Annotated in this window: 24 protein-coding genes; 14 read left to right on the top strand and 10 right to left on the bottom strand. The window is 40.8% G+C overall.

The genetic code is table 11. The features are described from left to right. Window positions 1-4: 4 nt before the first annotated feature. Window positions 5-1,237 carry an FIST signal transduction protein gene (locus tag V7K79_RS10155; protein ID WP_335047161.1) on the bottom strand — a complete coding sequence of 411 codons (1,233 nt, stop codon included), beginning with the start codon at window positions 1,235-1,237 and terminating at the stop codon, window positions 5-7. A 373-nt stretch (window positions 1,238-1,610) separates the two neighbouring features. Between V7K79_RS10155 and V7K79_RS10150 the strand changes: the two genes are divergently transcribed. The 11 genes from V7K79_RS10150 (at window position 1,611) to V7K79_RS10100 (ending at window position 9,506) form a co-directional block, all read left to right on the top strand. Next, the gene (locus V7K79_RS10150; RefSeq protein ID WP_335047160.1) at window positions 1,611-1,856 is read left to right on the top strand and encodes a Calvin cycle protein CP12; all 246 of its coding nucleotides are present in this window, start codon (window positions 1,611-1,613) and stop codon (window positions 1,854-1,856) included. Window positions 1,857-2,332: 476 nt separating this feature from the next. Then, complete coding sequence (locus tag V7K79_RS10145; protein ID WP_335047158.1) at window positions 2,333-2,929, top strand: DUF3177 family protein; 597 nt, start codon at window positions 2,333-2,335, stop codon at window positions 2,927-2,929. Window positions 2,930-2,964: 35 nt separating this feature from the next. Further along, window positions 2,965-3,261, top strand: coding sequence for a DUF7734 family protein (locus tag V7K79_RS10140; RefSeq protein WP_335047155.1), 297 nt, complete (start codon window positions 2,965-2,967; stop codon window positions 3,259-3,261). Window positions 3,262-3,355: 94 nt separating this feature from the next. Then, window positions 3,356-3,601: a hypothetical protein gene (locus V7K79_RS10135; protein ID WP_335047152.1), complete on the top strand. Its 246-nt coding sequence runs from the start codon at window positions 3,356-3,358 to the stop codon at window positions 3,599-3,601. A 3-nt stretch (window positions 3,602-3,604) separates the two neighbouring features. Continuing rightward, window positions 3,605-3,829: a DUF433 domain-containing protein gene (locus tag V7K79_RS10130; protein ID WP_335047150.1), complete on the top strand. Its 225-nt coding sequence runs from the start codon at window positions 3,605-3,607 to the stop codon at window positions 3,827-3,829. Beyond that, window positions 3,826-4,158: a DUF5615 family PIN-like protein gene (locus V7K79_RS10125; protein WP_335047148.1), complete on the top strand. Its 333-nt coding sequence runs from the start codon at window positions 3,826-3,828 to the stop codon at window positions 4,156-4,158. The genes V7K79_RS10130 and V7K79_RS10125 overlap by 4 nt, the downstream gene beginning before the upstream one ends. Before the next feature lie 58 nt (window positions 4,159-4,216). Further along, window positions 4,217-5,329 (top strand): cobalt-precorrin-5B (C(1))-methyltransferase CbiD, encoded by a 1,113-nt coding sequence (gene cbiD, locus V7K79_RS10120; protein ID WP_335047147.1) that lies wholly within the window; start codon window positions 4,217-4,219, stop codon window positions 5,327-5,329. A 228-nt stretch (window positions 5,330-5,557) separates the two neighbouring features. Then, window positions 5,558-7,180 carry a glutamine-hydrolyzing GMP synthase gene (gene guaA, locus V7K79_RS10115; protein WP_335047145.1) on the top strand — a complete coding sequence of 541 codons (1,623 nt, stop codon included), beginning with the start codon at window positions 5,558-5,560 and terminating at the stop codon, window positions 7,178-7,180. A gap of 742 nt (window positions 7,181-7,922) precedes the next feature. Further along, window positions 7,923-8,327 carry a response regulator gene (locus tag V7K79_RS10110; protein WP_335047143.1) on the top strand — a complete coding sequence of 135 codons (405 nt, stop codon included), beginning with the start codon at window positions 7,923-7,925 and terminating at the stop codon, window positions 8,325-8,327. Window positions 8,328-8,738: 411 nt separating this feature from the next. Beyond that, complete coding sequence (locus V7K79_RS29970) at window positions 8,739-8,891, top strand: SDR family NAD(P)-dependent oxidoreductase (RefSeq protein ID WP_442938903.1); 153 nt, start codon at window positions 8,739-8,741, stop codon at window positions 8,889-8,891. A 261-nt stretch (window positions 8,892-9,152) separates the two neighbouring features. Beyond that, window positions 9,153-9,506, top strand: a complete 354-nt coding sequence (locus tag V7K79_RS10100; protein ID WP_335047141.1) for a hypothetical protein — start codon at window positions 9,153-9,155, stop codon at window positions 9,504-9,506. Window positions 9,507-10,027: 521 nt separating this feature from the next. Here the strand turns inward: V7K79_RS10100 and V7K79_RS10095 are convergent. The 3 genes from V7K79_RS10095 to V7K79_RS10085 form a co-directional block, all read right to left on the bottom strand. Further along, complete coding sequence (locus V7K79_RS10095) at window positions 10,028-10,264, bottom strand: DUF4327 family protein (protein ID WP_069073690.1); 237 nt, start codon at window positions 10,262-10,264, stop codon at window positions 10,028-10,030. Between the two features lie 842 nt (window positions 10,265-11,106). Next, window positions 11,107-11,526, bottom strand: coding sequence for a 30S ribosome-binding factor RbfA (gene rbfA / locus V7K79_RS10090; RefSeq protein ID WP_335047139.1), 420 nt, complete (start codon window positions 11,524-11,526; stop codon window positions 11,107-11,109). 123 nt (window positions 11,527-11,649) lie between these two features. Further along, window positions 11,650-11,856 (bottom strand): DUF751 family protein, encoded by a 207-nt coding sequence (locus V7K79_RS10085; RefSeq protein WP_104908071.1) that lies wholly within the window; start codon window positions 11,854-11,856, stop codon window positions 11,650-11,652. A 165-nt stretch (window positions 11,857-12,021) separates the two neighbouring features. On the opposite strand from V7K79_RS10085, the gene V7K79_RS10080 reads away from it, so the two are divergent. Then, entirely contained in the window at window positions 12,022-12,879 is an 858-nt protein-coding gene (locus V7K79_RS10080) for a DNA adenine methylase (protein ID WP_335047138.1), read from the top strand. Here V7K79_RS10080 and V7K79_RS10075 read toward each other — a convergent pair. The 3 genes from V7K79_RS10075 to V7K79_RS10065 all read right to left on the bottom strand — a co-directional run bounded on the left by V7K79_RS10075 (window position 12,851) and on the right by V7K79_RS10065 (window position 16,107). Next, window positions 12,851-13,327, bottom strand: coding sequence for a PD-(D/E)XK nuclease superfamily protein (locus tag V7K79_RS10075; protein ID WP_334929923.1), 477 nt, complete (start codon window positions 13,325-13,327; stop codon window positions 12,851-12,853). The two genes, V7K79_RS10080 and V7K79_RS10075, sit on opposite strands and share 29 nt — an antisense overlap. 494 nt (window positions 13,328-13,821) lie before the next feature. Further along, a complete protein-coding gene (locus V7K79_RS10070; protein WP_335047135.1) occupies window positions 13,822-15,042 on the bottom strand; it encodes a HetZ-related protein in 1,221 nt (406 codons plus the stop codon). A gap of 405 nt (window positions 15,043-15,447) precedes the next feature. Continuing rightward, the gene (locus tag V7K79_RS10065; protein ID WP_335047132.1) at window positions 15,448-16,107 is read right to left on the bottom strand and encodes an L-threonylcarbamoyladenylate synthase; all 660 of its coding nucleotides are present in this window, start codon (window positions 16,105-16,107) and stop codon (window positions 15,448-15,450) included. Window positions 16,108-16,225: 118 nt separating this feature from the next. Here V7K79_RS10065 and larC point away from each other — a divergent pair, with 118 nt between their 5' ends. After that, window positions 16,226-17,515, top strand: coding sequence for a nickel pincer cofactor biosynthesis protein LarC (larC, locus tag V7K79_RS10060; RefSeq protein ID WP_335047129.1), 1,290 nt, complete (start codon window positions 16,226-16,228; stop codon window positions 17,513-17,515). On the opposite strand, the gene V7K79_RS10055 is transcribed toward larC, so the two are convergent. From V7K79_RS10055 to lepA, 3 genes are all read right to left on the bottom strand, one after another. Next, complete coding sequence (locus V7K79_RS10055) at window positions 17,501-17,665, bottom strand: hypothetical protein (RefSeq protein WP_335047127.1); 165 nt, start codon at window positions 17,663-17,665, stop codon at window positions 17,501-17,503. The two genes, larC and V7K79_RS10055, sit on opposite strands and share 15 nt — an antisense overlap. Window positions 17,666-17,882: 217 nt before the next feature. Then, window positions 17,883-19,070: a glycosyltransferase family 4 protein gene (locus tag V7K79_RS10050; protein WP_335047124.1), complete on the bottom strand. Its 1,188-nt coding sequence runs from the start codon at window positions 19,068-19,070 to the stop codon at window positions 17,883-17,885. Window positions 19,071-19,353: 283 nt separating this feature from the next. After that, the gene (lepA, locus tag V7K79_RS10045; RefSeq protein ID WP_335047121.1) at window positions 19,354-21,165 is read right to left on the bottom strand and encodes a translation elongation factor 4; all 1,812 of its coding nucleotides are present in this window, start codon (window positions 21,163-21,165) and stop codon (window positions 19,354-19,356) included. Between the two features lie 587 nt (window positions 21,166-21,752). Here lepA and V7K79_RS10040 point away from each other — a divergent pair. Beyond that, window positions 21,753-21,989 (top strand): hypothetical protein, encoded by a 237-nt coding sequence (locus tag V7K79_RS10040; protein WP_335047119.1) that lies wholly within the window; start codon window positions 21,753-21,755, stop codon window positions 21,987-21,989. Window positions 21,990-22,040 lie beyond the last annotated feature (51 nt).

Raw genomic sequence — 22,040 nt, 5'->3', positions numbered from 1 at the left:
CTCATTACTGATTTTGGCGACAAATTCCAAATGCTGAGGTGTAGGCGTGTAAAAAGGTTCTGCCACCAACAGGGCCGATTTCACCGCCACAGAAGAAGCCACCTATAGGAATATCGTTAAGGTAGCGCTGAAATAATTCAGAATCAAAGTTAGGTTTACCATAAAGTCCTTCACCTCGTCCCAGACAAGAAAACATCAAAGCAGCTACGGCAGAGGGTTCAGATTCTCGTTGGTGTTGATAACTTTGGAGGAGTAATTCCAGGTCTTCAGCAGAGGCTTGGGCATCGCGGAGGTGGAATTGCAGCCTTTGACCGGGACGGACGCGATCGCCAATTGCGATCGCCCCAGCATTTGGATCGACTCCAAGAATACCACGAATTAAAAAGTCTCCTTGCTGCAAAGCCAGCTTAAATTCATCCATTGCCACACCAACAAACAGAGAGTGCTGTGCTAAAATTCGTTCTTGTTCGCTGAGACTAGCAATCAAATCTCGTAACACCACCAATGGCACTTGCTCATCTAACTCTAGGATGATATTGCGATCGGCTTTTGTGACTTGCAATGGCTTGCCAATTGGTCGGCATCCTTGGGCGACAATCGTTTCTAAAACAATATTGCCAGTCAAAGCTATACCAACAGTCCCCTCCCGATACAAGTTTTGCTGTTTCTCGCCGTTAGTATCGTTACAAAAAAGAGCAACACGACCACCCATACCTCCACCACTAGCCTGTCCTCCGACGATCGCCGATCCTGGATAAGCAAAATCCAGCCCTTGCAACAAATCGTTGATTCCAGAAGCAAAAGAACTAGACAGCAAGATGAACTGCGGTTTCGGTGATGGTGGCACACCGATCAAATCAAGCCAAGCATCTGGCGAACTATCTAAGTCAGGTAATTCTTCAGCAACGATATGAAAAACTTGAATTTTTACTCCTGGAAGGTGTGCTAAAGTCAAGCTGATAGCTGGTTCAGCTTCCAATTCTTGGGTTTCTCCGCTAACTGTCGTCCCAATTACACCACCACCACTACAGCCAATTAGCACAGGCACAGAAAGTTTTTCAGCTAACAAAGGTAATAGTCGGGAATACTCACTCGTAAAAGCAGACGAAATGAACACCAATCCTAGATCCGCAGGTGCTTTTAACGATGAAACAGCTCGTTCTACCACATCTGTAACAGCGGCTTCCAGAGAATGACGGGTTGATAGGGCATTTGCCCACTGCATTTGGTCTGCCATGAGTTTTCAGCTTGTTTCTCTTTTTAGGCTAGTAGGTTTTGACTTTTTATTTTGGGAAGAATTGCATTTTACAAGAATTGATGCCAGCCCTTTGTCTCCTCCATCCCAAGAAACTGGAGTTGTCATTCCCTAATATAGGCATCTAAATATATTGTATGATTATTTATCTATGCTACTAATTCCATAAAATCTTAAAAAATAAAGGTAAATGCATTATAGATGCGCTAGCTTGCTGTATTTGTTATAAATCAATAGGCTAAAAAACTAACTTACCATCGACTGAATGGTTAGAATGGTTAGTAATCAAGCGAAAAACTGCCATTTCTGAACATTTTCTATACTAGTATTAACAACACATAACGAGACTAAAGCAATGACCAACGTCCAAAAAACAATAAAAAGCGACATCCAAGAGCAAATCCAAGAAGAAGTGGAACAAGCGCGTACTGTCTGTGATACTAGCGGTAGCAACTCACCAGAGTGTGCTGCTGCTTGGGATGCAGTAGAAGAATTGCAAGCCGAAGCTTCCCACAAGCGCCAAAGCAAGCCAAAAAACTCTTTAGAACAGTATTGTGATGACAACCCAGATGCTATTGAATGCCGGGTTTACGACGACTAGAAATTAAGGTTTCTGGATTTTCTATTGTTTGGTTAGCAAACAACCAGGATTGACTAAAGAAGACGCCCAGAGTGGGGGACGCGGAAACTCACCAATATCCTCCACTTGCAAGCGTTTTATTGAAAGCCTCCGATTTTAGTTGTGGAAAAAATAAACTCTTTATTTGAATCAATAGGCTTTTTCCAAAGGGATAAGTTGCGATTTTCATAAATTAAACAACAAATTAATTGGCAGTAGGGGCGTACAGATGTACGCCCCTATAAATTTTTTGTAATACTCGTGACTTCTAGTCATACGAGGTTCAATAAACTATTATCAAGAAGAATTCAGGATGAATTGGACTCTGACTGACTCCTGAATAAAAGGGTCTAATACCCCTGCCTTATTTAGCAGTCTACAATCAGGTAGTGGTATAAAACCTAACTTGATCTATTAGAACTCCTGACTTCTTTTTTATCTATTGTTTGAGACAAAATATGGACTATGATATTAGGTTTCGACCTTTCGTCTGGATTGATTACCGACTAGCAGTATTATTCCTGGTAATTATTCCGCTAATTCTTCTAATTTGGGCATTTGTACAAAAAGCAGAAAGTATACAACGCCTATTGGCTATATACTGGCGAGTATCAAGCTTAGTGGCAATCACAGTTTACTTAATGATTGCCCAGTATCCAGTTAGCTTTATCTCTGGCTTCATAGGTCTGATTTTAATCCCGATTTCGTTGTGGTTCTGGGTGGATATCAACGACGAAATTGAGTATCAAACCAATGGATCTTTGAAATTGATTTTTACCTCTTGGCGCTGGGCGACAACTGTTTATTGTTTTTTGGGCACACTAGCCTTTATCCCTTTTTTAGGTTGTGCTTTTTCTGCCAATATGCTGAAGACTCCCTATTGTCGTGTCTGGTTTGAGGTTCCGTTACTATTCAAAGAATATTTTCATGCTAACAGCAAGGCTGAGTTCTTAGGTTTTCTTGGCATAACTAGTTTAGTAATTTATGTGCTTTACTTAAGCTATTTTGTTTTGATTAAGCTAGGCAAACAGGGACGTTCAGCCACACCACAATAACTGTCGCTGTGCTACTTAACTCTACTTTTAAAAACATGAATTCCATTGGCAAGCGACTGGAACAATACACCGCTAAACGCAGCAAAGAAGTCCTAATTGTAACGGTGGAAATTGCTGATGAGCAAGATACAATTGCTATTTTCAAAGGCTTTTCCAGTTCTTTGATGCGCCCTACAGCATTTGATGCAGATGTACCAGTTTTACCAGATAGGGCAAACATCCTCAACATTGATCGAGTCGCCAGTCCTTACAATCCTGAAGCACCTCGTTATATTCAACAAGGACTCTCTTGGGAAGCTATGGAAGCTCTATTATCAGAAGTGGGAGTCTAACTAATAACTAATTCGTAATTCCTAACATAGAGCAGTATGGCGATCGCAGTTAAGACAGACTGGTTACACTGTTAGCATTATTGGATGGGCTTAGATGCAACAGTCACAGAATGCAAACACGCCAAAACAATTGAGTCGAGAACAACGTTGGGAAATTGTACGAACTTTGCTACAACATAGCAACTTGAGCAGCGAGGCAAAACAGGCATTCCACCAAGCTTATCCCAATGCACCAGAGGAGATGGAGTTGGCTTCAAATGGAGATATAGAGGCAATTCTTGCAGCAGTTGAGGAGCTAGAATCGATGTTTAAAGGTGGTCGGAACTATTATCTTGACTAATTTATGAATTACCACGACATTATTACGATTGAACCTGGAAAACGCAGTGGTAAACCCTGTATTCGGGGAATGCGAATTACTGTTTATGATATTTTGGAGTATCTTGCTGGTGAAATGACTGAAGCAGAAATCTTAGAGGATTTTTCTGAATTAACTTCCGAAGACATTAAAGCGTGTCTAGCTTTTGCTGCTGATCGTGAGAAGAAGTTATTTGTGGTATCCCTGTGAAACTGCTTTTAGACGAAAATCTGTCTGATCGGATTATTTCACAGATTGTAGATTTGTATCCTGATTCAGTACACGTTAAAACTTTAGGGTTAATCAACACAGACGATCTGCTTATCTGGGAGTACGCTAAAGTACACGATTTTGTAATTGCTTCCAAAGATTCTGATTTTCATCAGCGCAGTCTTCTATATGGTCATCCACCTAAATTTATCTATCTCCGTATTGGCAACAGTCCAACTTCTAAAATTGTCCAAATCCTGCGAGATAACTTTGGTATAATCAGCCAGTTTGGAGGTAGCGAAGTGGAAAGTATTTTGGTGTTAGCGTAGGTTGAAAATAAGGCATAAAACCGTTTTGAAGAATTATTTTGACTTTTAAATTTACAAAATGTCCCGTTCTGGATACACACTTCCCGTCTTTGCCTGTGCTGCTGCTGTTGCAGCTTTACACTGGTTACGCGATCGCCAACCCCTAAGCATAGCATCTATAGATTTGATTGAACCCGCTCAAATTGCAGAAATCCCTATTGAACAGGTAGCAGGATTATCTGAGAATACAGCTTTGGCGATCGCTCGCAGCGATCCTGGTGATAATCTTGACCTGACCATAAATACACCGATTTGGGCATTGGTGGAGTGGAGGGAAGAAGGTGAGGCAGTAATTATTAAAGGTGGGGAAGGAATTGGTAAGCAATTAAATGCTGATGACAAGCCAGCTATTTATGCTTATGCTCAAAGGCTATTGCAAGAGAATTTGCAACGAATATTAGCACCTGGGGAAAAAATCACGGTGACGATTATTTTACCCGAAGGGCGATCGCTTGCTGTTCGGACTTCAAATTCTGCTTTTGGTGTGGTTGAAGGACTTTCCCTTTTAGGCACAACCGGTATTTCTCAACCTTTGAGTACACCAGATCAGCTTGCCGTTTTTCGAGCTGAATTACAAAATAAAGCCAGTCGTTTTGAGAGTTTAGTATTTTGTATCGGGGAGAATGGCCTAGATTTGGCGCGTAAACTAGGGATTAATCCCGAACAATTGGTCAAAACTGCTAACTGGCTTGGGCCAATGTTAGTAGAAGCTGATGTGCTGGGTATTAAAGAAATCTTATTATTTGGCTATCACGGTAAGCTAATGAAACTGGCTGGCGGGATTTTTCACACCCATCACTACTTAGCTGATGGACGGCGGGAAATTTTAGCAGCCCACTGTGCGATCGCAGGTTTAAAATCACCTGATATCCAAGCTGTGTTTAACAGTGCAACTGCTGAAGCAGCACTAACACACCTAAAATCCATAGATACTGAAACTGGTAGTGATTGGGTAAATCAAGTTTACAGTGCGATCGCCGAAACTATCGATGTTCGTTCTCAAGAATACATCCAAAGCCATAGCGAAAGTGGCAAAAAAGTAACAGTCTGTGGCTCTATTCTCTTTGATCGCGATCGCAAAATTATCGTGAAGAGTAAAACTGCTGCTCTGTTGATGGGAAAATTATGTTAATTTATTATGAATAATCGTAAACAATCCAAACAAATAATTCTTTAAGCAACCACTCTCGGGTAGATTTATCGTTTTAATACCATCTCCAACTCCGAGGTTTGACAAATGCACTGAAACTAGCGTTTGTCAAAGCTTTCTATACCATTATCAGCCTGTATAGGCTGGATAATAACATCACCATAGACCACAAAGCATCTATTTATCCTTAACAGAGATAATTCTCCCGTCATGAATACAGCGGTGACTCTACCAACAGAACAAGCGCCCCAAACATTGGAAACTTTTGGGCGGCTTGATCGGCAATTGATTGTAATTTTGGACTTTGGCTCTCAATATTCTGAATTGATTGCCCGTCGCATCCGCGAGACTCAAGTATACTCCGAAGTTTTATCCTATCGCACTACTTCTGAGCATTTGCGCCAACTTAATCCCAAGGGAATTATTCTCTCAGGTGGCCCAAGTTCAGTTTACAGTGACAACGCTCCCCATTGTGACTCAGAAATCTGGAATTTGGGAATACCCATTTTGGGTGTTTGCTATGGGATGCAGTTGATGGTAAATCAACTCGGTGGGGAAGTGGTAAAGGCCGATCGAGGTGAATACGGCAAAGCCTCATTATACATTGATGATCCTACAGATTTACTCACTAATGTTGAAGATGGCACTACCATGTGGATGAGTCATGCAGACTCAGTTATCCAAATGCCATCAGGGTTTGAACTGCTAGCACATACAGAAAATACTCCTTGTGCTGCCATTGCTGATCACGAAAGAAAACTTTACGGTGTTCAATTCCATCCAGAGGTGGTACATTCTCTTGGTGGTATAGCATTAATCCGTAATTTTGTCTACCATATCTGCGATTGCGAACCTACTTGGACAACAGCGGCTTTTGTCGAAGAGGCAATTCGAGAAATTCGCGCCAGAGTTGGAGATAAACGGGTGCTGTTGGCGCTGTCTGGTGGAGTGGATTCTTCTACCTTGGCTTTCTTGCTGTATAAAGCGATTGGCGAGCAACTGACTTGTGTGTTTATCGATCAAGGCTTTATGCGGAAATATGAGCCAGAGCGATTGGTAAAGCTGTTTCAAGAGCAGTTTCACATTCCTGTAGAGTATGTTAAGGCCCGCGATCGCTTTTTGGCTAAAGTTGCTGGGATTACAGATCCCGAAGAAAAACGCCGCCGCATCGGACACGAATTTATCAATGTATTTGAGGAAACATCCAAGCGCCTCGGTCACTTTGACTATTTAGCTCAAGGAACTCTTTATCCAGATGTGATTGAATCTGCGGACACCAACGTTGATCCCCAAACTGGTGAGCGGGTAGCGGTGAAAATTAAGAGTCATCACAATGTTGGTGGTTTGCCCAAAGACTTAAGATTTAAATTAGTGGAACCTCTACGGAAACTATTTAAAGATGAAGTCCGCAAACTTGGACGTTCCATTGGTTTACCAGAAGAAATTGTTCAACGGCAACCTTTTCCTGGGCCTGGTTTAGCAATTCGGATTCTGGGGGAAGTTACATCTGAGCGGCTAAGTATTTTGCGCGATGCCGATTTGATTGTGCGGCAAGAAATTAATCAACGCGGTATGTATCATGATTTCTGGCAAGCGTTTGCTGTATTGCTGCCGATTCGTAGTGTTGGCGTTATGGGAGATCAACGTACTTACGCCTACCCGATTGTTTTGCGGATTGTTACCAGTGAAGATGGCATGACTGCTGATTGGGCGAGAGTGCCTTATGATGTCCTGGAAGTGATTTCTACTCGAATTGTGAATGAGGTAAAAGGGGTGAATCGGGTGGTTTATGACATCACCTCAAAGCCGCCTGGAACCATTGAATGGGAGTAATCAAGTTTTGGATTTGACTTATAGCAGGAGGCAGAACTATTGCTAACTCTCTTCTTTCATCCCATCCTTATGTCCTAACCTATGTGACTACAGCTATAACTAAAAGCTTATTACTTTTTGCTATGGTTCAGATTCACAAACAGCAGTTTGCAAGTTAATAGTTAGGTATATTACTTCTAATTCGTAATTTCCGATTGGAGGCGAAGCGTCTTCAACTCTGCTTTTACTGTATTTAAAAATGACAATGCCGACCAACTCGTTTTAAAATTCGGCATTGTCTATTTTTTTGAACTTTCGGTTTATTCAGAGTACAAATGCCGCAAAATCCCCTATCTGCTAAAGTTTAAGTAACTTTATACCAATTTGCTAAATAAGCCAAGGAGAAAAAGTAATCATTAAATACAAGCTTACAAAGAAATAGTATTACTACTTTTAATTTTTCAAGTTCTATCAAAATCCAAACTAGTCAGTAATTAGTAAGATTATGTCTGAACTTAAACTATTCGTTCAAGTTAATTTGTAAATGTAAAAGAATTGAAAAACTTACATAATTTTATTTAGTCAATAATGATAAATGCCAGTGAATAATTAACCATCAATTGGATGGTAACTAGATAAATTGAGTTATTGTCTAGAAAAATCGGCGCGATCGCAGTAAAATTACCAATGGTATGGTGACAGAGAAAAAAACAAACCGCTCATTGGAAATATATTTCATTCGATCAACATTGATGGAGATGTTATGGAACCTGCTCTTCCCCTTGCTGGCTTAAACATCCTCGTAGTTGATGATGATGATGATAGCCGCTTTTACATTACTACTGTGTTAGAAACTGATGGAGCCACCATAATGGCAGTTGCATCAGCAGCGATAGCATTGAAAGTATTACCTGAGTTGCAACCAGATGTCTTGATTTGTGATATTGCTATGCCTGATGAAGATGGCTACACGCTCATCCGTAAGATCCGAGCATTGAAGCCTGATATTTATGGAAAACTTCCTGCGATCGCTTTAACTGCTTATGGCGATCGCGAGTATCGTAGCCGTGCTCTAGAAGCGGGTTTTCAGACTCATATAGCTAAACCTGTCGAGCCAGGAGAACTAGTTGCGATTGTTGCAGAATTGATTGCTTCTTATAAGAATTAACACAAAGATGCAGTTATTTGTCGGTTCTTATTTGTTATTTGCCTCATCTCTTCCCATGTTCCTCATCTAAAAGTGAATTGGTTATTTACAGCTACAGGTTTGTTTGGGTATAAATCCGCTCGTGTTAGATAGAAGTTTTTTCATCTTCACACTAACCAAAATTCAGCTTTGATTAAAAATAAACAATTATGACCTGATCCCACTATTCTAAAAATCTCTAGTTGTTGTCGTTAAGTATGTTTCAGAATCTTAATTTGTCGTTTTCACTTTTCAATAAGCTTAAGTTCTGTCGCACAAATATTATTAGTGGAATAAGTTCATACTCATCAGTATAATAGTTTATTAACAAGCTTACCCCCATGTCTTATATCTATCCCATGCGATACAAAATTGTCATCACAAAAGGATACTATGAGCAATAAAAAACTTACAGGTAAGGTGGCATTGGTAACAGGCGGCTCACGCGGTCTAGGGGCGGCGATCGCTAAACGTCTTACCCAGGATGGGGCGCGTTCAAAAGTCAAAAGTCAAAAGAATTATATGCCAAGCTCTTACGCCATTTGAAATGGTGAGACAGTCCGCAGAAAGGGGGTTCCCCCCATGAGGAACTGCCGTTAGCGTAGCGTTAGTGAGCCTGCGTTCGCGCAGCGTCTCGTAGAGAGCGTCACCCGTTCGCCCTTGGCGTTCCCGAAGGGTAGGGTATGTTTATTTACGCCATGCTGTATTGGTGGTCTTTGAAGAAGACACCGATAACTATCAAAGTGGGATTCAGAACTCTTCTTCCGGTAATATAAGTACTTATCAAGAAGTTTTAAATAAAAAAATATGTCTTCAATTCCTTTAACATTGAACTTAATTGAAGGTTCAGTCTCCTTTAGCTTTTCACCCCAAGCAGCACGAGAATTAAAAACAGCAACGGATCAACTGATGGAACGCCTGAAAGCGATCGCCGCTAAACCCACTCCTGGCGGTGGTAGAGTCACTCCCCAGCCTCCCTTAGAATATCGTTATACGGGTGAAGTATTTTTAGAAGTTTTTTGTAATCCTAATATCTGGCCAACGCCCTTCGCAGCTAAAGTTTTGTTGACTGTCCGCAATGTCAACATTCGTTTGACTACTGAAGCTGAACTTACTCGCATCATTGAAGACATTAATCAATATTTAGAGCGAGTAGGATAATAGTTCATCCGATTTTTCTATGCTTTTCGAGATTTTTTCAGGAAAAATACGATTAATTTTGGATTTTGTGAAGGTTGAGCCAATTGCTGGCGGAGGTTCCCTTCGTGGTCGTAACTGGTAACGGTTAGCCCGACTTAGCAAACTTTTCCAAATAGATTTTAGCTTTAAACAGCAAGCAGGTTATCACTTACTGAAGGTAAGCGATGCAATAAATTGGGAGTCAAAAGTGAAGTTCCTACACTTCTATCGGCTCAATGTGGGAACTTCACAGAATCTACATACTAAACTCAAGCCGTGACACCAGATGTACAGAACAAATGGTTTTGATGCCTTTTTTCACTTGAAAAGTTGTATAAATTCAGACTCCAATACTTCTGTGTTAATCAAAAACGCAAAATTCTGTATAGGGCAATGCTCATTAAAAACCAGAGATTATCCTCCTGATTGAATGTTGAATCGTTGATGGTACCATCCACACATCAAAAACGAACTCCCAATCCCAAACCGAAACCAAACATTGATTAGTCGTTGTCCCACTGTTCGCGACCAATTAGGTCGCCAATGCGATCGCGTAACAAAAAGTCACATTTCTCTAATTCACATTCAACGCAAACCCACTCTCTGGCTGGGATGTATTGGCAGAGGGTATATATTGGCTGTTGTCGGCTAATCATTCCCTTTTGTACCAGTCGGCGTGCTTCGTCTTGAATCACATCTAGAGAGTAGTAATTAATAGAAGGCACCGTATTCACACTCATGTTTTTACTCACAAATTAACACTTACGATAGTGTTCCCGTTAAAAATTAGGAACAAACATTACAGAAATTATACTTATGGCTACAATTTTGTAGTTTGCTATACGGAACTATTTTTATTTTGACGCTACATCTCTGGAAAATATCTCAAGAAATGTTAAGAAAGTCAACGAATCCTGACATTTTGGAAAAATCCGCTTTACAAAAAAAATTCCGAGTAGTTAACTTAACCTGCTTATTAGCTCGTATGACTTTGATGCCACAAGTCTGAAAGTCCTGCTGTTACTGTGTATAGGCAAGATTTGGTGGTTAGTAAGAGTTTATATCGCGATGGCTTACATATCAAAAAATCACCTTAAAAGTTGGATCTATAACTGCTGGTATTCATCTAAGGTAAACAACACAATAATATTTGTCAGTTATTTTTGTATAAACTGTTGCAAAACATAACGGCTAAAGTATACTATCAAGGTTTTTACCATAGCATCTGTTAGCAATTTCTTAAGTAAGCCCATAATTTCTTAGTTAATTTCAGCACTAAAAATATCCAGTTTTCTTTTAAAAAACATCTGTAAAAGGGTGGAATAATACTCTGATTCATAATTAGGACACACATAAACAAAAGTGAGAATACAGAATTGCTAAATATTCCGCCTCTCAAGGAATAGAGCTTTAACAAAACAAGGAAGAATATTTAAACTTTGTTTCGCCCGCAAGAAAAGAAGTGTACTGCTGAATTAGGTTATGTTTACATTAAAACAGACGCGATCTAGTCACGTCTGTAAACTGTTTGGCGGATTTGCTGAGATTAATTGTTCTGAAGTTACATTGTTGTTTTAGTTACTTATTCGGAAGATTCCTGATCATTTGGAACAGTGCTGTCTTCTACTGCTAGCAGATTTTCTGGTGGACGATCATGGTTAAGTTGGTTTAGTAATGCCAATACCTTATTACCACGTTCTATGGAGCGATCTTCGAGAAATATTACTTCTGGTGTACGACGTAGCCGTACCCGCGCCCCAAGTTCGCTACGGACGTAACCCGTGGCTGACTTTAAGCCTGCCATTGTTTCTACCTTAGCTTCATCCGTACCATAAATGCTGACATAAATTTTAGCGTGTTGGAGATCGCCGGAAACATCAACATCAGTAACACTGACCATTCCAGTACCCACACGGTCATCCTTAATTCCGTTAAGCAGCATTTGGCTAACTTCCCGTTTGATCAGTTCAGCAACGCGGGAAACTCGACGATTTGTAGCCATAAAAATCTTGCCTCATCACAGAGGTTGTACGACAAAAATAAATGAAAGTTGGGTAGACAGTACTTAGCGGGAGCAACGCCAAGAGCAACCGTCTGTGGGGTATAGCCCCGATATAACGCAAGTCTAGATTGTACTCAAGCCCAGCATTGCCCGTAAAGTGAAAGTAAGGAAAACTAGGCTGCTCACAAATAAACCCAAGATAGCGATCAAGGTGATAGGGCGTTTCAACAATGGCACTAATGGCGCAAAAGTGTTCAGAAACAAGCCTAAGACTATCGTAATTAAGTATCGGGGGTAGCGAAAGACGTTATCCCAAAATCCGTCAAACATCTGAATCTAAACTGCCTTGTTATATACTTACGTTTGTTTTGATATGCTTTATCTACTCAATTGTAATATATGCGGCTGGAAAATTAGCCAGTTAATCTAAAATTTGGTTTGTCGGTTATATTGGCTTTATTTAGTCATAATTATTTTTAGTTAAATTGTAAATAAATGGTAATTCAAATCCCTAACGAAATTAGCCCGCGTCCATTTTTGAAGTGGGCAGGGGGTAAAAATCGGTTAATACAGCAATATATTCCTTATTTTCCCAAGAGTTATAAAAATTACTATGAGCCATTTTTAGGTGGTGGTGCTGTTTTTTTCTATCTCCAACCAAATGCAGCGATTTTAACTGATATTAATGCCGAACTAATTAACACTTATTGTTGTGTTAGAGATCGTGTTGAGGAATTAATTTCTCTATTAAAAGAGCATAAAATCCGACATGATAAAGATTATTACTACAGTATCAGAAACAACTCTGGTGGTAGTGATATAGAAAAAGCGGCTCGTCTAATTTATCTGAATAAGACTTGTTTTAATGGTCTTTATCGAGTAAACTCACAGGGCAAATTTAATGTACCTTTAGGCAGATATAATAATCCCAATATTTGTGCTGAGATTTTACTTAAATCAGCCTCCGAAACGCTTTTCCATGCAGAAATTAAGCAAGCAGATTTTACAGAAGTCCTAAATCATGCGACTAGCAGTGATGACTTTGTATTTTTTGATCCGCCCTACCATCCTATCAGTGATACTAGCTATTTCACTGCTTATAGTCAAAATTGTTTTAGTAAAAAAGACCAGGAACTTTTAAGAGATGTTTGTGCAGAGTTAGCAAGTCGTGGTGTCAAAGTTATGATATGCAATTCTAATAGTGAATTTATTAGAAAAATTTATAGTGAGATCAATTTTGAAACTTATAAAATTAAAGCAGTGCGTTCAATTAACTCAAATATAAAAAACAGAGGGATGATTGACGAACTATTAATTACATCTTTTAAAGATTTTTATTTGCCCAAGCAATGAATCTGTCTAAGCTATAAACTGCCAATAAATTCTGATTATCATTAACTCTTGCTTTCAACCATTTGCTTGCACCTTCTCGCATACCTTCACCACCTAAAATTACGATAGTTGGTGCAGGGTAATAGTGCTGAATATTCATGTTCAAGTAAGGAAACTTTTCATCAACGGAACCGGGGCTTTCTTGCCATTTGCACTCGAAAATTAAACCAGATGGCATTACAGATGAGCCAACAACATAAAAATCAACCTTTAGATACGTATGATAAATTCCAGTGCCAATATAAACTTCTTTGCCATAACGTTTTGGCAATAAAGTAGCATTTAATATAAATTCTTTTTGAACATAATTTCCTACTTGGAAATAATTATGCCCATGCAAGATTGCTTCTACATTTGCTTCTAAAATATTCCCAGATTTATTTGCCCGTCCGCCTTGAGTCAGAGCCATCTTCAATCCCTCTGCCAAAAGTCCTGCTTATTATAGGATTTCACAGAAGTAGTAAAAAAGGGTCAATTACTTAATATGAATTTTTGATTTTGGCTAAACGTGGTTGGATTAATAAGTAAAAAATCTGAATTTATTGGTATTTTTGTACTAAATAAATACAAATGTATTAATAATTTGCGTAAGAACGAGTTACAGTTCTTCAGATAATAGTTAAAATAATGGATTTATCTATAGTCTCAAAAACCAACTATTGCAAGCAACTACGCCATTTTTCTAAATATTGGGAACAATGGAAAACAGCGTAGACAATAATCTCCTGTTCATAAACTCGTAAAAAACGACGTAGGGAAAACGCCTGACTGTAGCGTGGCGATAAGTTTCATGAATAATCTAATATGTGCTGGGGTGACGCTGAATTAAATTCAGGCAGGCATTACAACATTTTTAATAACTGCAATTTAGCTTGGATAAATTTTAGTGATTTCGTCTTGGCTTCAACCTGTTTGAGCTTCAGTATGACCGTTGCGGATAGCCCATGCTAGTTCTAAAAGTTGAGTCCAGCGCTTTTGCAGCTGTTTGGGGGTGCATTTAATGGCTTTAGCGATCGCAACGTCGTTTTCTCGTGCAGTTTTTAACTGTAATATTTGCTGTTGCTGTTCTGTGAGTTGATTCACAAAGATTTCCCACTGCTGGCAAGATAAACCCAATTTTTGCTCTAAACCCGCGCCTAACCATTGATGTACTAATTGCCAGTGGTGTTGTTTGGCAAACTTTTCTACATGATATTTAAACCGTTGTTGGAGATAATCGCGCTGACGGCTAGTTAAACCGAGAATTTGGTCAATTTCTGGGGCTGAAAGGTCTTGAAGTTTCAAACTGAGGTAATTCATACAATCAGATTGACCTTGAGACTCCAGATATTTCATCAATTCAGTGATGACGCGATCGCGTTCTGATTCTTCAGATGGATCGAAATTAGTTTGGGCAATCATTTGCGATCGCAGCTGTTGCACCGCCGAGTTACGTTGGTAAGATTCTGCTTCTTCACCCTTAGCAGACTCTACCGCCATTTCAATATCCACGGTAGTTTCTTGGGGCTGACGACGAGCAAAACCTTGAGCGCGCAAGATAATCAATTGCTGATTTGCACCACCAGGTAAATTGATCCGGCGTTTGGCATATTGCTCTGTAAAAGCCATGTATTCAGCTAATTGCAGCTGAGTACGCGGCGTGTGATTCTCTGGTAGTTCGTTTTCTCTACGGAAAGCTTTGATTGCTTCGATATAAAATGCTTGTAAAAAATCTTCAATCAGGCTGTAACGAGCATCAAAGCCCAACTCTGAACCAGACATAGTTACATGACGGTAGACCATAGCACCCAAATTGCTATGTAATTCTACCCGCCCTTGCTTGGAACCTAGTTGGTAGTAACGTAAGCATTTTTGCATCCGATGCCTGCCCAACGTCATTTGCCAGGACTTGATTTCCCCAGATGTTTGAATGCGGGAGCTTTTGTCGCAAATGCGTTCTACTTCTACGGCTATGCGCTTTGCTAAAGCTTCTACACACTTGGGTGTTGCTTTCACTTGCGCTTGCATTTCCTTAGACAGCAATTGAATCAAGCGATCGCTGCTGCTATCTGAAAATTCTTCAGTTGAAATGTGATTCTCAAAAATGGGTGTAGAGTTTGGTAGACTGACGACGTTAGCTTTCATGACTTTTCCAGTAGTATTGCACCGTAATTACAACGCAGACACAGCAATCAAGACCGTCCAAGGCTGGAGAATCTTTAGGCATTCATCCATCAAGACTTGCCGTATATAATGCTCACATCTAAAGCTCATATATTAAAACTATAGGAAATACGAAAGAGTTACAGTTATGGCAATGTGTCGGTTTCGTTCACAAGCCACCATCTCAACGCTGGCACACGAGTACCCGCCATTTTTTTAAACTTGTCAAATACCTTACTGTGTCAAGTGTTGCCACCATCCTCTTATATCTACTGCCTCACCGAACAGTCAATCCTAGACATCGCTTTTAAATATGACAATTTTAAAACTGGAGTGATTTTTATCACAATTTCCGAAACAAAGAGGTGCGCCTGTGAAGTGGAATTTTTATACCCATGCTGCTGCTGTTTCCCAACCTAAACCCCTCCGTATAATTGCTGCTTCGTCTCCGGTCAGATCCAAGATAGTAGATACTTCAAATGTAGGTTCCTCACCAGTGTCTACAATTATGTCTACCAACTTGTCCAAACGATCGAATAGCTCTACCCGCGACTGAATCGTTTCAGGATTTATCCGAATCATGCCATTATCTAGTTCATCTGATGGCAGATGTGCTGAAGTTGAAATAATCGGATTGCCTAACGCTGCCAGCAATTCCAAACATACAGTATGGTTTGGTACTCTAATTCCAGTAGTTTTCCGCTTGGGGCTTTGCACCAATCGTGGTACCAACTTCGTAGCTGGGAGCAAAAACGTGTATGGCCCTGGAATTAGGCGTTTCATAATCCGATAGGCTGTGTCACTTACGAAGGCATAAGTTGCCACATTTGAAAGTGAGGGACATAAAAATGTCAATGGTTTATCGTTTGCTAGCTGTTTAATTTGCCGCACTCGTTCTACCGCCGACTTAGCATTCAAATCACAACCAATCGCATAGACTGTATCAGTAGGGTAAAGCATGACTGCTCCACCAGAGAGCGCCGACTTTACTTCCTCTATTCGGCGAATTTGAGGATTATCCGGATGAACTGGGAAAATTTTTGCCATAGGACGGGGATTGGGATAAGGGGTAATGGGGACTAGGAACTGGGAATTGGGGATAGGAGAGAATAAAAAATGATTCTTGACTAATGACTAATAACTAATGATTAATGACTAATTTTTTATGAATAAAATTGCTTATCTTCAATGTCCGACAGGAATTTCTGGTGATATGTGCCTGGGTGCTTTAGTCAGTTTGGGTGTTCCTGTGGAGTATTTAATTGCAAAACTTAATGGGTTGGGTATTGAACAGGAATATCAGTTAAAAGCAGAACTTGTTCAACGGAATGGTCAGCAGGCGACTAAAGTCCATGTAGATTTAGTACACGACGATCGCCATCACCATCATCACCACGATCGCGAACACAGTCACCATCACACACGCCATTTGCCAGAAATAGAGGGGATGATTATCAAAGCGGCGTTACCACCACGGGCAGAAGCTTGGAGTTTGGCAGTATTCCAACAGCTAGCAGTAGCAGAAGGGGCGGTGCATGGCATTTCGCCTGAAAAAGTTCATTTTCATGAGGTGGGTGCTATAGATGCGATCGTAGATATTGTGGGCACTTGCCTGGGGTTAGATTGGTTGGGGATTGAAAGCAATAACGAAGGATTGCCCCTACTTTACTGCTCGGCGTTTCCAACTGGTGGTGGCACTGTTCGGGCTGCACATGGTCAGATGGCAGTACCAGTACCAGCGGTATTAAAGCTGTGGGAAATGCGGGGTTGTCCAGTTTATAGCAATGGTATTGACAGAGAATTAGTAACACCAACAGGAGCGGCGATCGCCACTACTTTGGCAAGAGATTTTGGTTCGCCACCTGCGATCGCTATCAAGCAGATAGGACTGGGAGCAGGAACCATAAATTTACCCATTCCCAATATTTTACGCCTCTGGTTGGGTGAAAGCGCTAGTTTACAGGCAAATTTCAGTGATTTGGAAGCTACTAGCTCAAACTTGGAAACCATTTCGGTATTAGAAACCCAAATTGATGATTTAAGTCCACAAGCGATTGGCTATGTGTTTGAGGCGTTGTTTGCGGCTGGGGCGCTGGATGTTTTTACCCAAGCGATCGGTATGAAAAAGTCCCGTCCGGGGATTTTGCTAACTGTGATTTGTCATCCAGAAAATTTACTCAGTTGTGAAGCGGTTATTTTCCGCGAAACTACAACTTTGGGCATTCGGCGAACAACTCAGCAACGCGCCATTTTACAACGGGAAATTCAACAAGTGGAAATTGAATATGGCAAAGTGCGTGTCAAAATAGCATGGAAAAAGCAATCACCAGAAAAAGTTATTGCAAATGTGCAGCCAGAATATGAAGATTGTGCAGACTTAGCCCGAAAGCATAAGATTCCTTGGCGCGAAATTCAACGACTGGCGCTACAGCGTTGGTATTTAGTCAATGGCTGATAAGTTTGCGATCGCAACCCCATATAGTTTTATATTTTGATGTGCCGCATCAATTAAACCTCGTAAATCTTTTCTTTTACCAAATCGTTCATCTACACCAAAATAGCGAATTAGTAAAAAGACCCAATCTACCGTTAAGGCTATACTCATCAAAGGTTGATTAAAGATTTATGCAAGTTTAAAGAAAATTTTATATCCCCGATTTCTTTAAGAAGTCGGGGATATATATAGGACTCATATTTGATTGCGTGAAAAAACTCAGTACACCTTTATTCCTTTTTCCCAGTCCCCAGTCCCTAGTCCCTAGTCCCTAGTCCCTAGTCTCTAGTCTCTACGAATAATTTAGGAATCAAATCGGATTGCTATATTACCACGCTATTTGCGATCGCTCTTGGACAACTCGCTGATACACTTGTTCTGTTTGATTGGCTAATTTCGACCAGCTAAAGCGTCGCTCTAAATCCTCATAAGCATTATCTATCAGCCATTGGCGATAACCTGGATTTTTCAACACTTCTAAAATTCCCCAAGCTAAAGAATCAGGATTGTTTACCCAAGTGACAATGCCTGTTTTGGTATGTTGCACCACTTCAGGAAAACCACCAGTATCAGAAACTACTACAGGTACACGAGAGGCAAAGCTTTCTAAAGCAACAATCCCAAAGGGTTCGTAAAGACTCGGAAACACCGCGCAGTCTGCAACAGTTTGAAATTTATCTAAGTATTCATCGGAGAGAAAACCGGTAAAATAGCAATGATGCCAAATTCCCAAATTCCAGGCTTGGCGCTTGAGATGGTCAGTATTCCCGCCACCAACGATCACAAATTTAACATTACCTCCCATTTGGTAAAGGATCTTAGGTGCAGCATTGAGTAATATTGGTACACCCTTTTCGTAGGTCATGCGACCGAGGTAATAAACGATTTTCTCATTGTCTGTGGCAAATTGGCGGCGAAAATCTAGTGGATGAAAATCTACGTGATGCTGTTTCTTTTCGGCTCGGATACCGTTATAAATGACATCCATTTTATCCCAAGGACTATGCAATGCTCTTTCTATTTCTTGGCGCATATAATCGCTACAAACGATAATCCGCCAAGCGTTGAAAGCTAACAAGGTTTCTTTGCCATTTATATAACCTTGAATATCAGTGTTAATACCGTTACAGCGTCCGTATTCTGTAGCGTGAATTGTGGCAATTAGTGGTATTTTAAAATTATGCTTGAGAGCGATCGCAGCATCTCCAACTAACCAGTCATGGGCATGAATTAAATCAAAAGGCCCGTCTTCTAAAATCAACTTACCACCGTGATCTCCCATACTCAAGTTGAGATTGACTACCCAGTGGAAAAAGTCATTACTATATGCCACTGGCACTCGATGTATCTTTACTCCTTCAACTACCTCATACATCGATGCGTGACCAAACTCTGCTGTAATCAGGTGAATTTCATGTCCTAGCTTTACCAGTTCCGGGTATAACTCCGCCACGTGTCGCGCAATTCCCCCAACAATCCTTGGTGGAAACTCCCAACTTAGTACCAGTATCTTCATCTACAAGCCTCCCCAACACTTTATAAATATCTAACAAACTACATTTACCTAAAAATACAGGTCTGACCAGTGTAGTGAGTACTTTTACTAAAATTTTTTGATTTTTTAACAGTAACAGAAGGTAGGGGGCAGGGGGTAGGGGGCAAAACAGTTCCGAGTTCCGAGTTCTGAGTAAATTAAGTGAGATTTCCCACTCAGCACTCAGCACTCAGCACTCAGCACTTTCAAGTCAGGGGCAGGAGGAACCTACCCTACGCGCAATACATGATTTAGCTGAATTCTATTAGCTTTGATCCAAGCGCAGTACTGCCATAAAGGCTTCCTGGGGTACATCTACAGTACCTACAGATTTCATCCGCTTTTTACCTTTTGCTTGCTTCTGCAAAAGTTTTTTCTTGCGACTGATGTCACCACCGTAGCATTTGGCTAGCACATCTTTCCGCAGAGCCGGGATATGTTCGCTGGCAATAACTTTACTGCCAATAGATGCCTGAATTGGCACTTTGAATTGATGGCGGGGAATTAATTCCTTGAGTTTTTCTGCCATTGCCCGCCCAACGTTGTAAGCTTTATCTCGATGTACAATCATCGCCAAAGAATCCACAGGATCGCCGTTAATCATGATATCCAGCTTCACCAAAGGATTTTCACGGTAGCCGATGAGGTGATATTCCATACTGGCATAACCGCGCGATCGCGATTTCATCTGATCGAAAAAGTCAGTCACGACTTCCGCCAAGGGTAGCTCATAAGTGAGGGTGGTTCGTCCTTGGGCGAGATATTTCATATCTTTGAAGATCCCCCGACGATTTTGTGACAACTCCATCAAACTGCCGACATAAGTTTCCGGGGTAATCATCTCAACTTGCACGTAAGGTTCTTCAATTCTTTCGCGATCGTTGGGAGAAGGCAAACGACTAGGATTATCAATGTACACTTCCTCACCTTTCAGGGTAATCACCTTATAAACCACTGAGGGGGCTGTAATGATTAAATCTAGGTTATACTCTCGCTCTAGACGTTCTTGGACAATTTCCATGTGCAGCAAACCCAAGAACCCGCAACGGAAACCGAACCCCATCGCGCTGGAAGTTTCTGGTTCGTAGTGCAGCGCTGCGTCGTTGAGTTCCAGCTTTTCCAAGGCTTCGCGCAAATCTTCAAATTGATCGGCATCAATGGGGAACATTCCGCAAAAAACCATCGGGTTCGCTTCTGCGTAACCTGGTAAGGGTGCATCTGCTTTCGCCTTACTGAGGGTAATTGTGTCTCCTACCCGTGCATCAGCTACAGCTTTAATTGCCGCTCCCAAATAGCCGACTTCCCCAGCGTGCAGTTCTTCAACTTGCTTTTGAGTCGGAGAAAGGACACCCACTTCATCAATTTCAAATTCTTTACCAGATGCCATTAAATGGATGCGATCGCCTTTTTTAAGGGTGCCATCCATCACCCGAAAATACACAATTACTCCCCGGTAACTGTCGTAATAGCTATCAAATATTAACGCTCGTAAGCGTTCATTTATCGTATTTGGTGGTGGCGGTATCCGTTCAACAACTGCTTCTAAAATCTCATCAATACCAATTCCTTCTTTAGCAGAAGCCAGAATCGCCCCACTGCAATCTAGACCGATAATTTCTTCAATTTCGCCAATTACCCGTTCTGGTTCAGCCCCTGGCAAATCAATTTTATTCAAAACCGGGATAATTTCCAGGTTATTCTCTAAAGCTAAATATACATTAGCCAAAGTTTGCGCCTCTACACCTTGGGACGCATCTACTACCAATAGCGCTCCTTCACAAGCAACAAGAGAGCGGGAGACTTCATAAGAGAAATCCACGTGTCCCGGAGTATCAATCAAGTTCAGCACATACTGCTGACCATCTTTGGCTGTGTAGTTCATCCGGGCAGCTTGCAGCTTAATTGTAATGCCGCGCTCCCGTTCCAAATCCATATTGTCGAGAAACTGTTCCTTCATCTGTCGGTCTTCAACAGTGCCAGTAGCTTGTAGCAAGCGATCGGCGAGGGTTGATTTCCCGTGGTCGATGTGAGCAATAATACAAAAATTGCGAATGCGAACTGCGGGAACGTCAGTCATATACTATCTTTGCCTTAGCAGCAACCAAAGTTAAAAGGGCAATTTACTTAATGTATTTTAATGCTTTCTTAGCCAAGACGCTCCGCTTTTAGTGCTGAGTTCTGAGTGCTGAGTGAGGAGTTAAAAGTTAAGAATTAAGAGTTAAGAGTTATTATTCTTCCCCTGCTCTCTTGCTCCCCTGCACCCCTGCCTCTTTCCCCTCTTCACCCCATCTTTAACTTTCGAGCTAAATAGGTGGCCATTTAAGAATATTATGAAAGTCTATTTGTCGCTGCTAGTATTCAACAGCTAGGAGCGTACAATAAATGTAAATAAGTACATGTAGAGATCGTGTAGGGTTCATGGGTAATTGCGACTAGTAATTGCCTATGAGCGCTGATTTATTAGCAAAACTTCTAGAGCTATTGTCTAGTCAGTTATATGAAAAATGCGATTTAAAACTTAAAGCTGTTACTTTGGTGCTATTTCAGGGAAATATTTAATTGTGCACTTGAAAATTTTTTTGCGAATTAGCCCAAATAATGAATATAACTACTTTACAAAGCTTTAGACAAAACCAATTCCAAGAATTTAGAGTATATAAACCTATGAATATGAGAGAGAAAACTACCAAAGCGGAAAATACACAAGCCGATAAGGTAGAAATTGCTGTCCGCCTAGACTCCGAGTTACTAAAGCAAATTCAGCATCTCACCAATGACCCAAGTAAAGTAATTGAGGTGGCGATTCGCCAGTGGTTACGGGGTGAACTCCTCAGAGATGACGAACTAACGCGTACACCTGTGCGTACTTCTGTTCCTCCTCGCGGTGAATGGAATGATTGAGGCCATTATTTAACTAGTCAATGCAAGTTAAAAAAAGTAAAGTTTGCCAAT

This window comes from Nostoc sp., assembly GCF_036917575.1.
In the GTDB taxonomy this organism is placed as follows: Bacteria; Cyanobacteriota; Cyanobacteriia; order Cyanobacteriales; family Nostocaceae; genus Nostoc.
The sequence above is the reverse complement of the archived record's forward strand: the minus strand, read 5'-3'. Positions and strand labels throughout refer to the sequence as shown.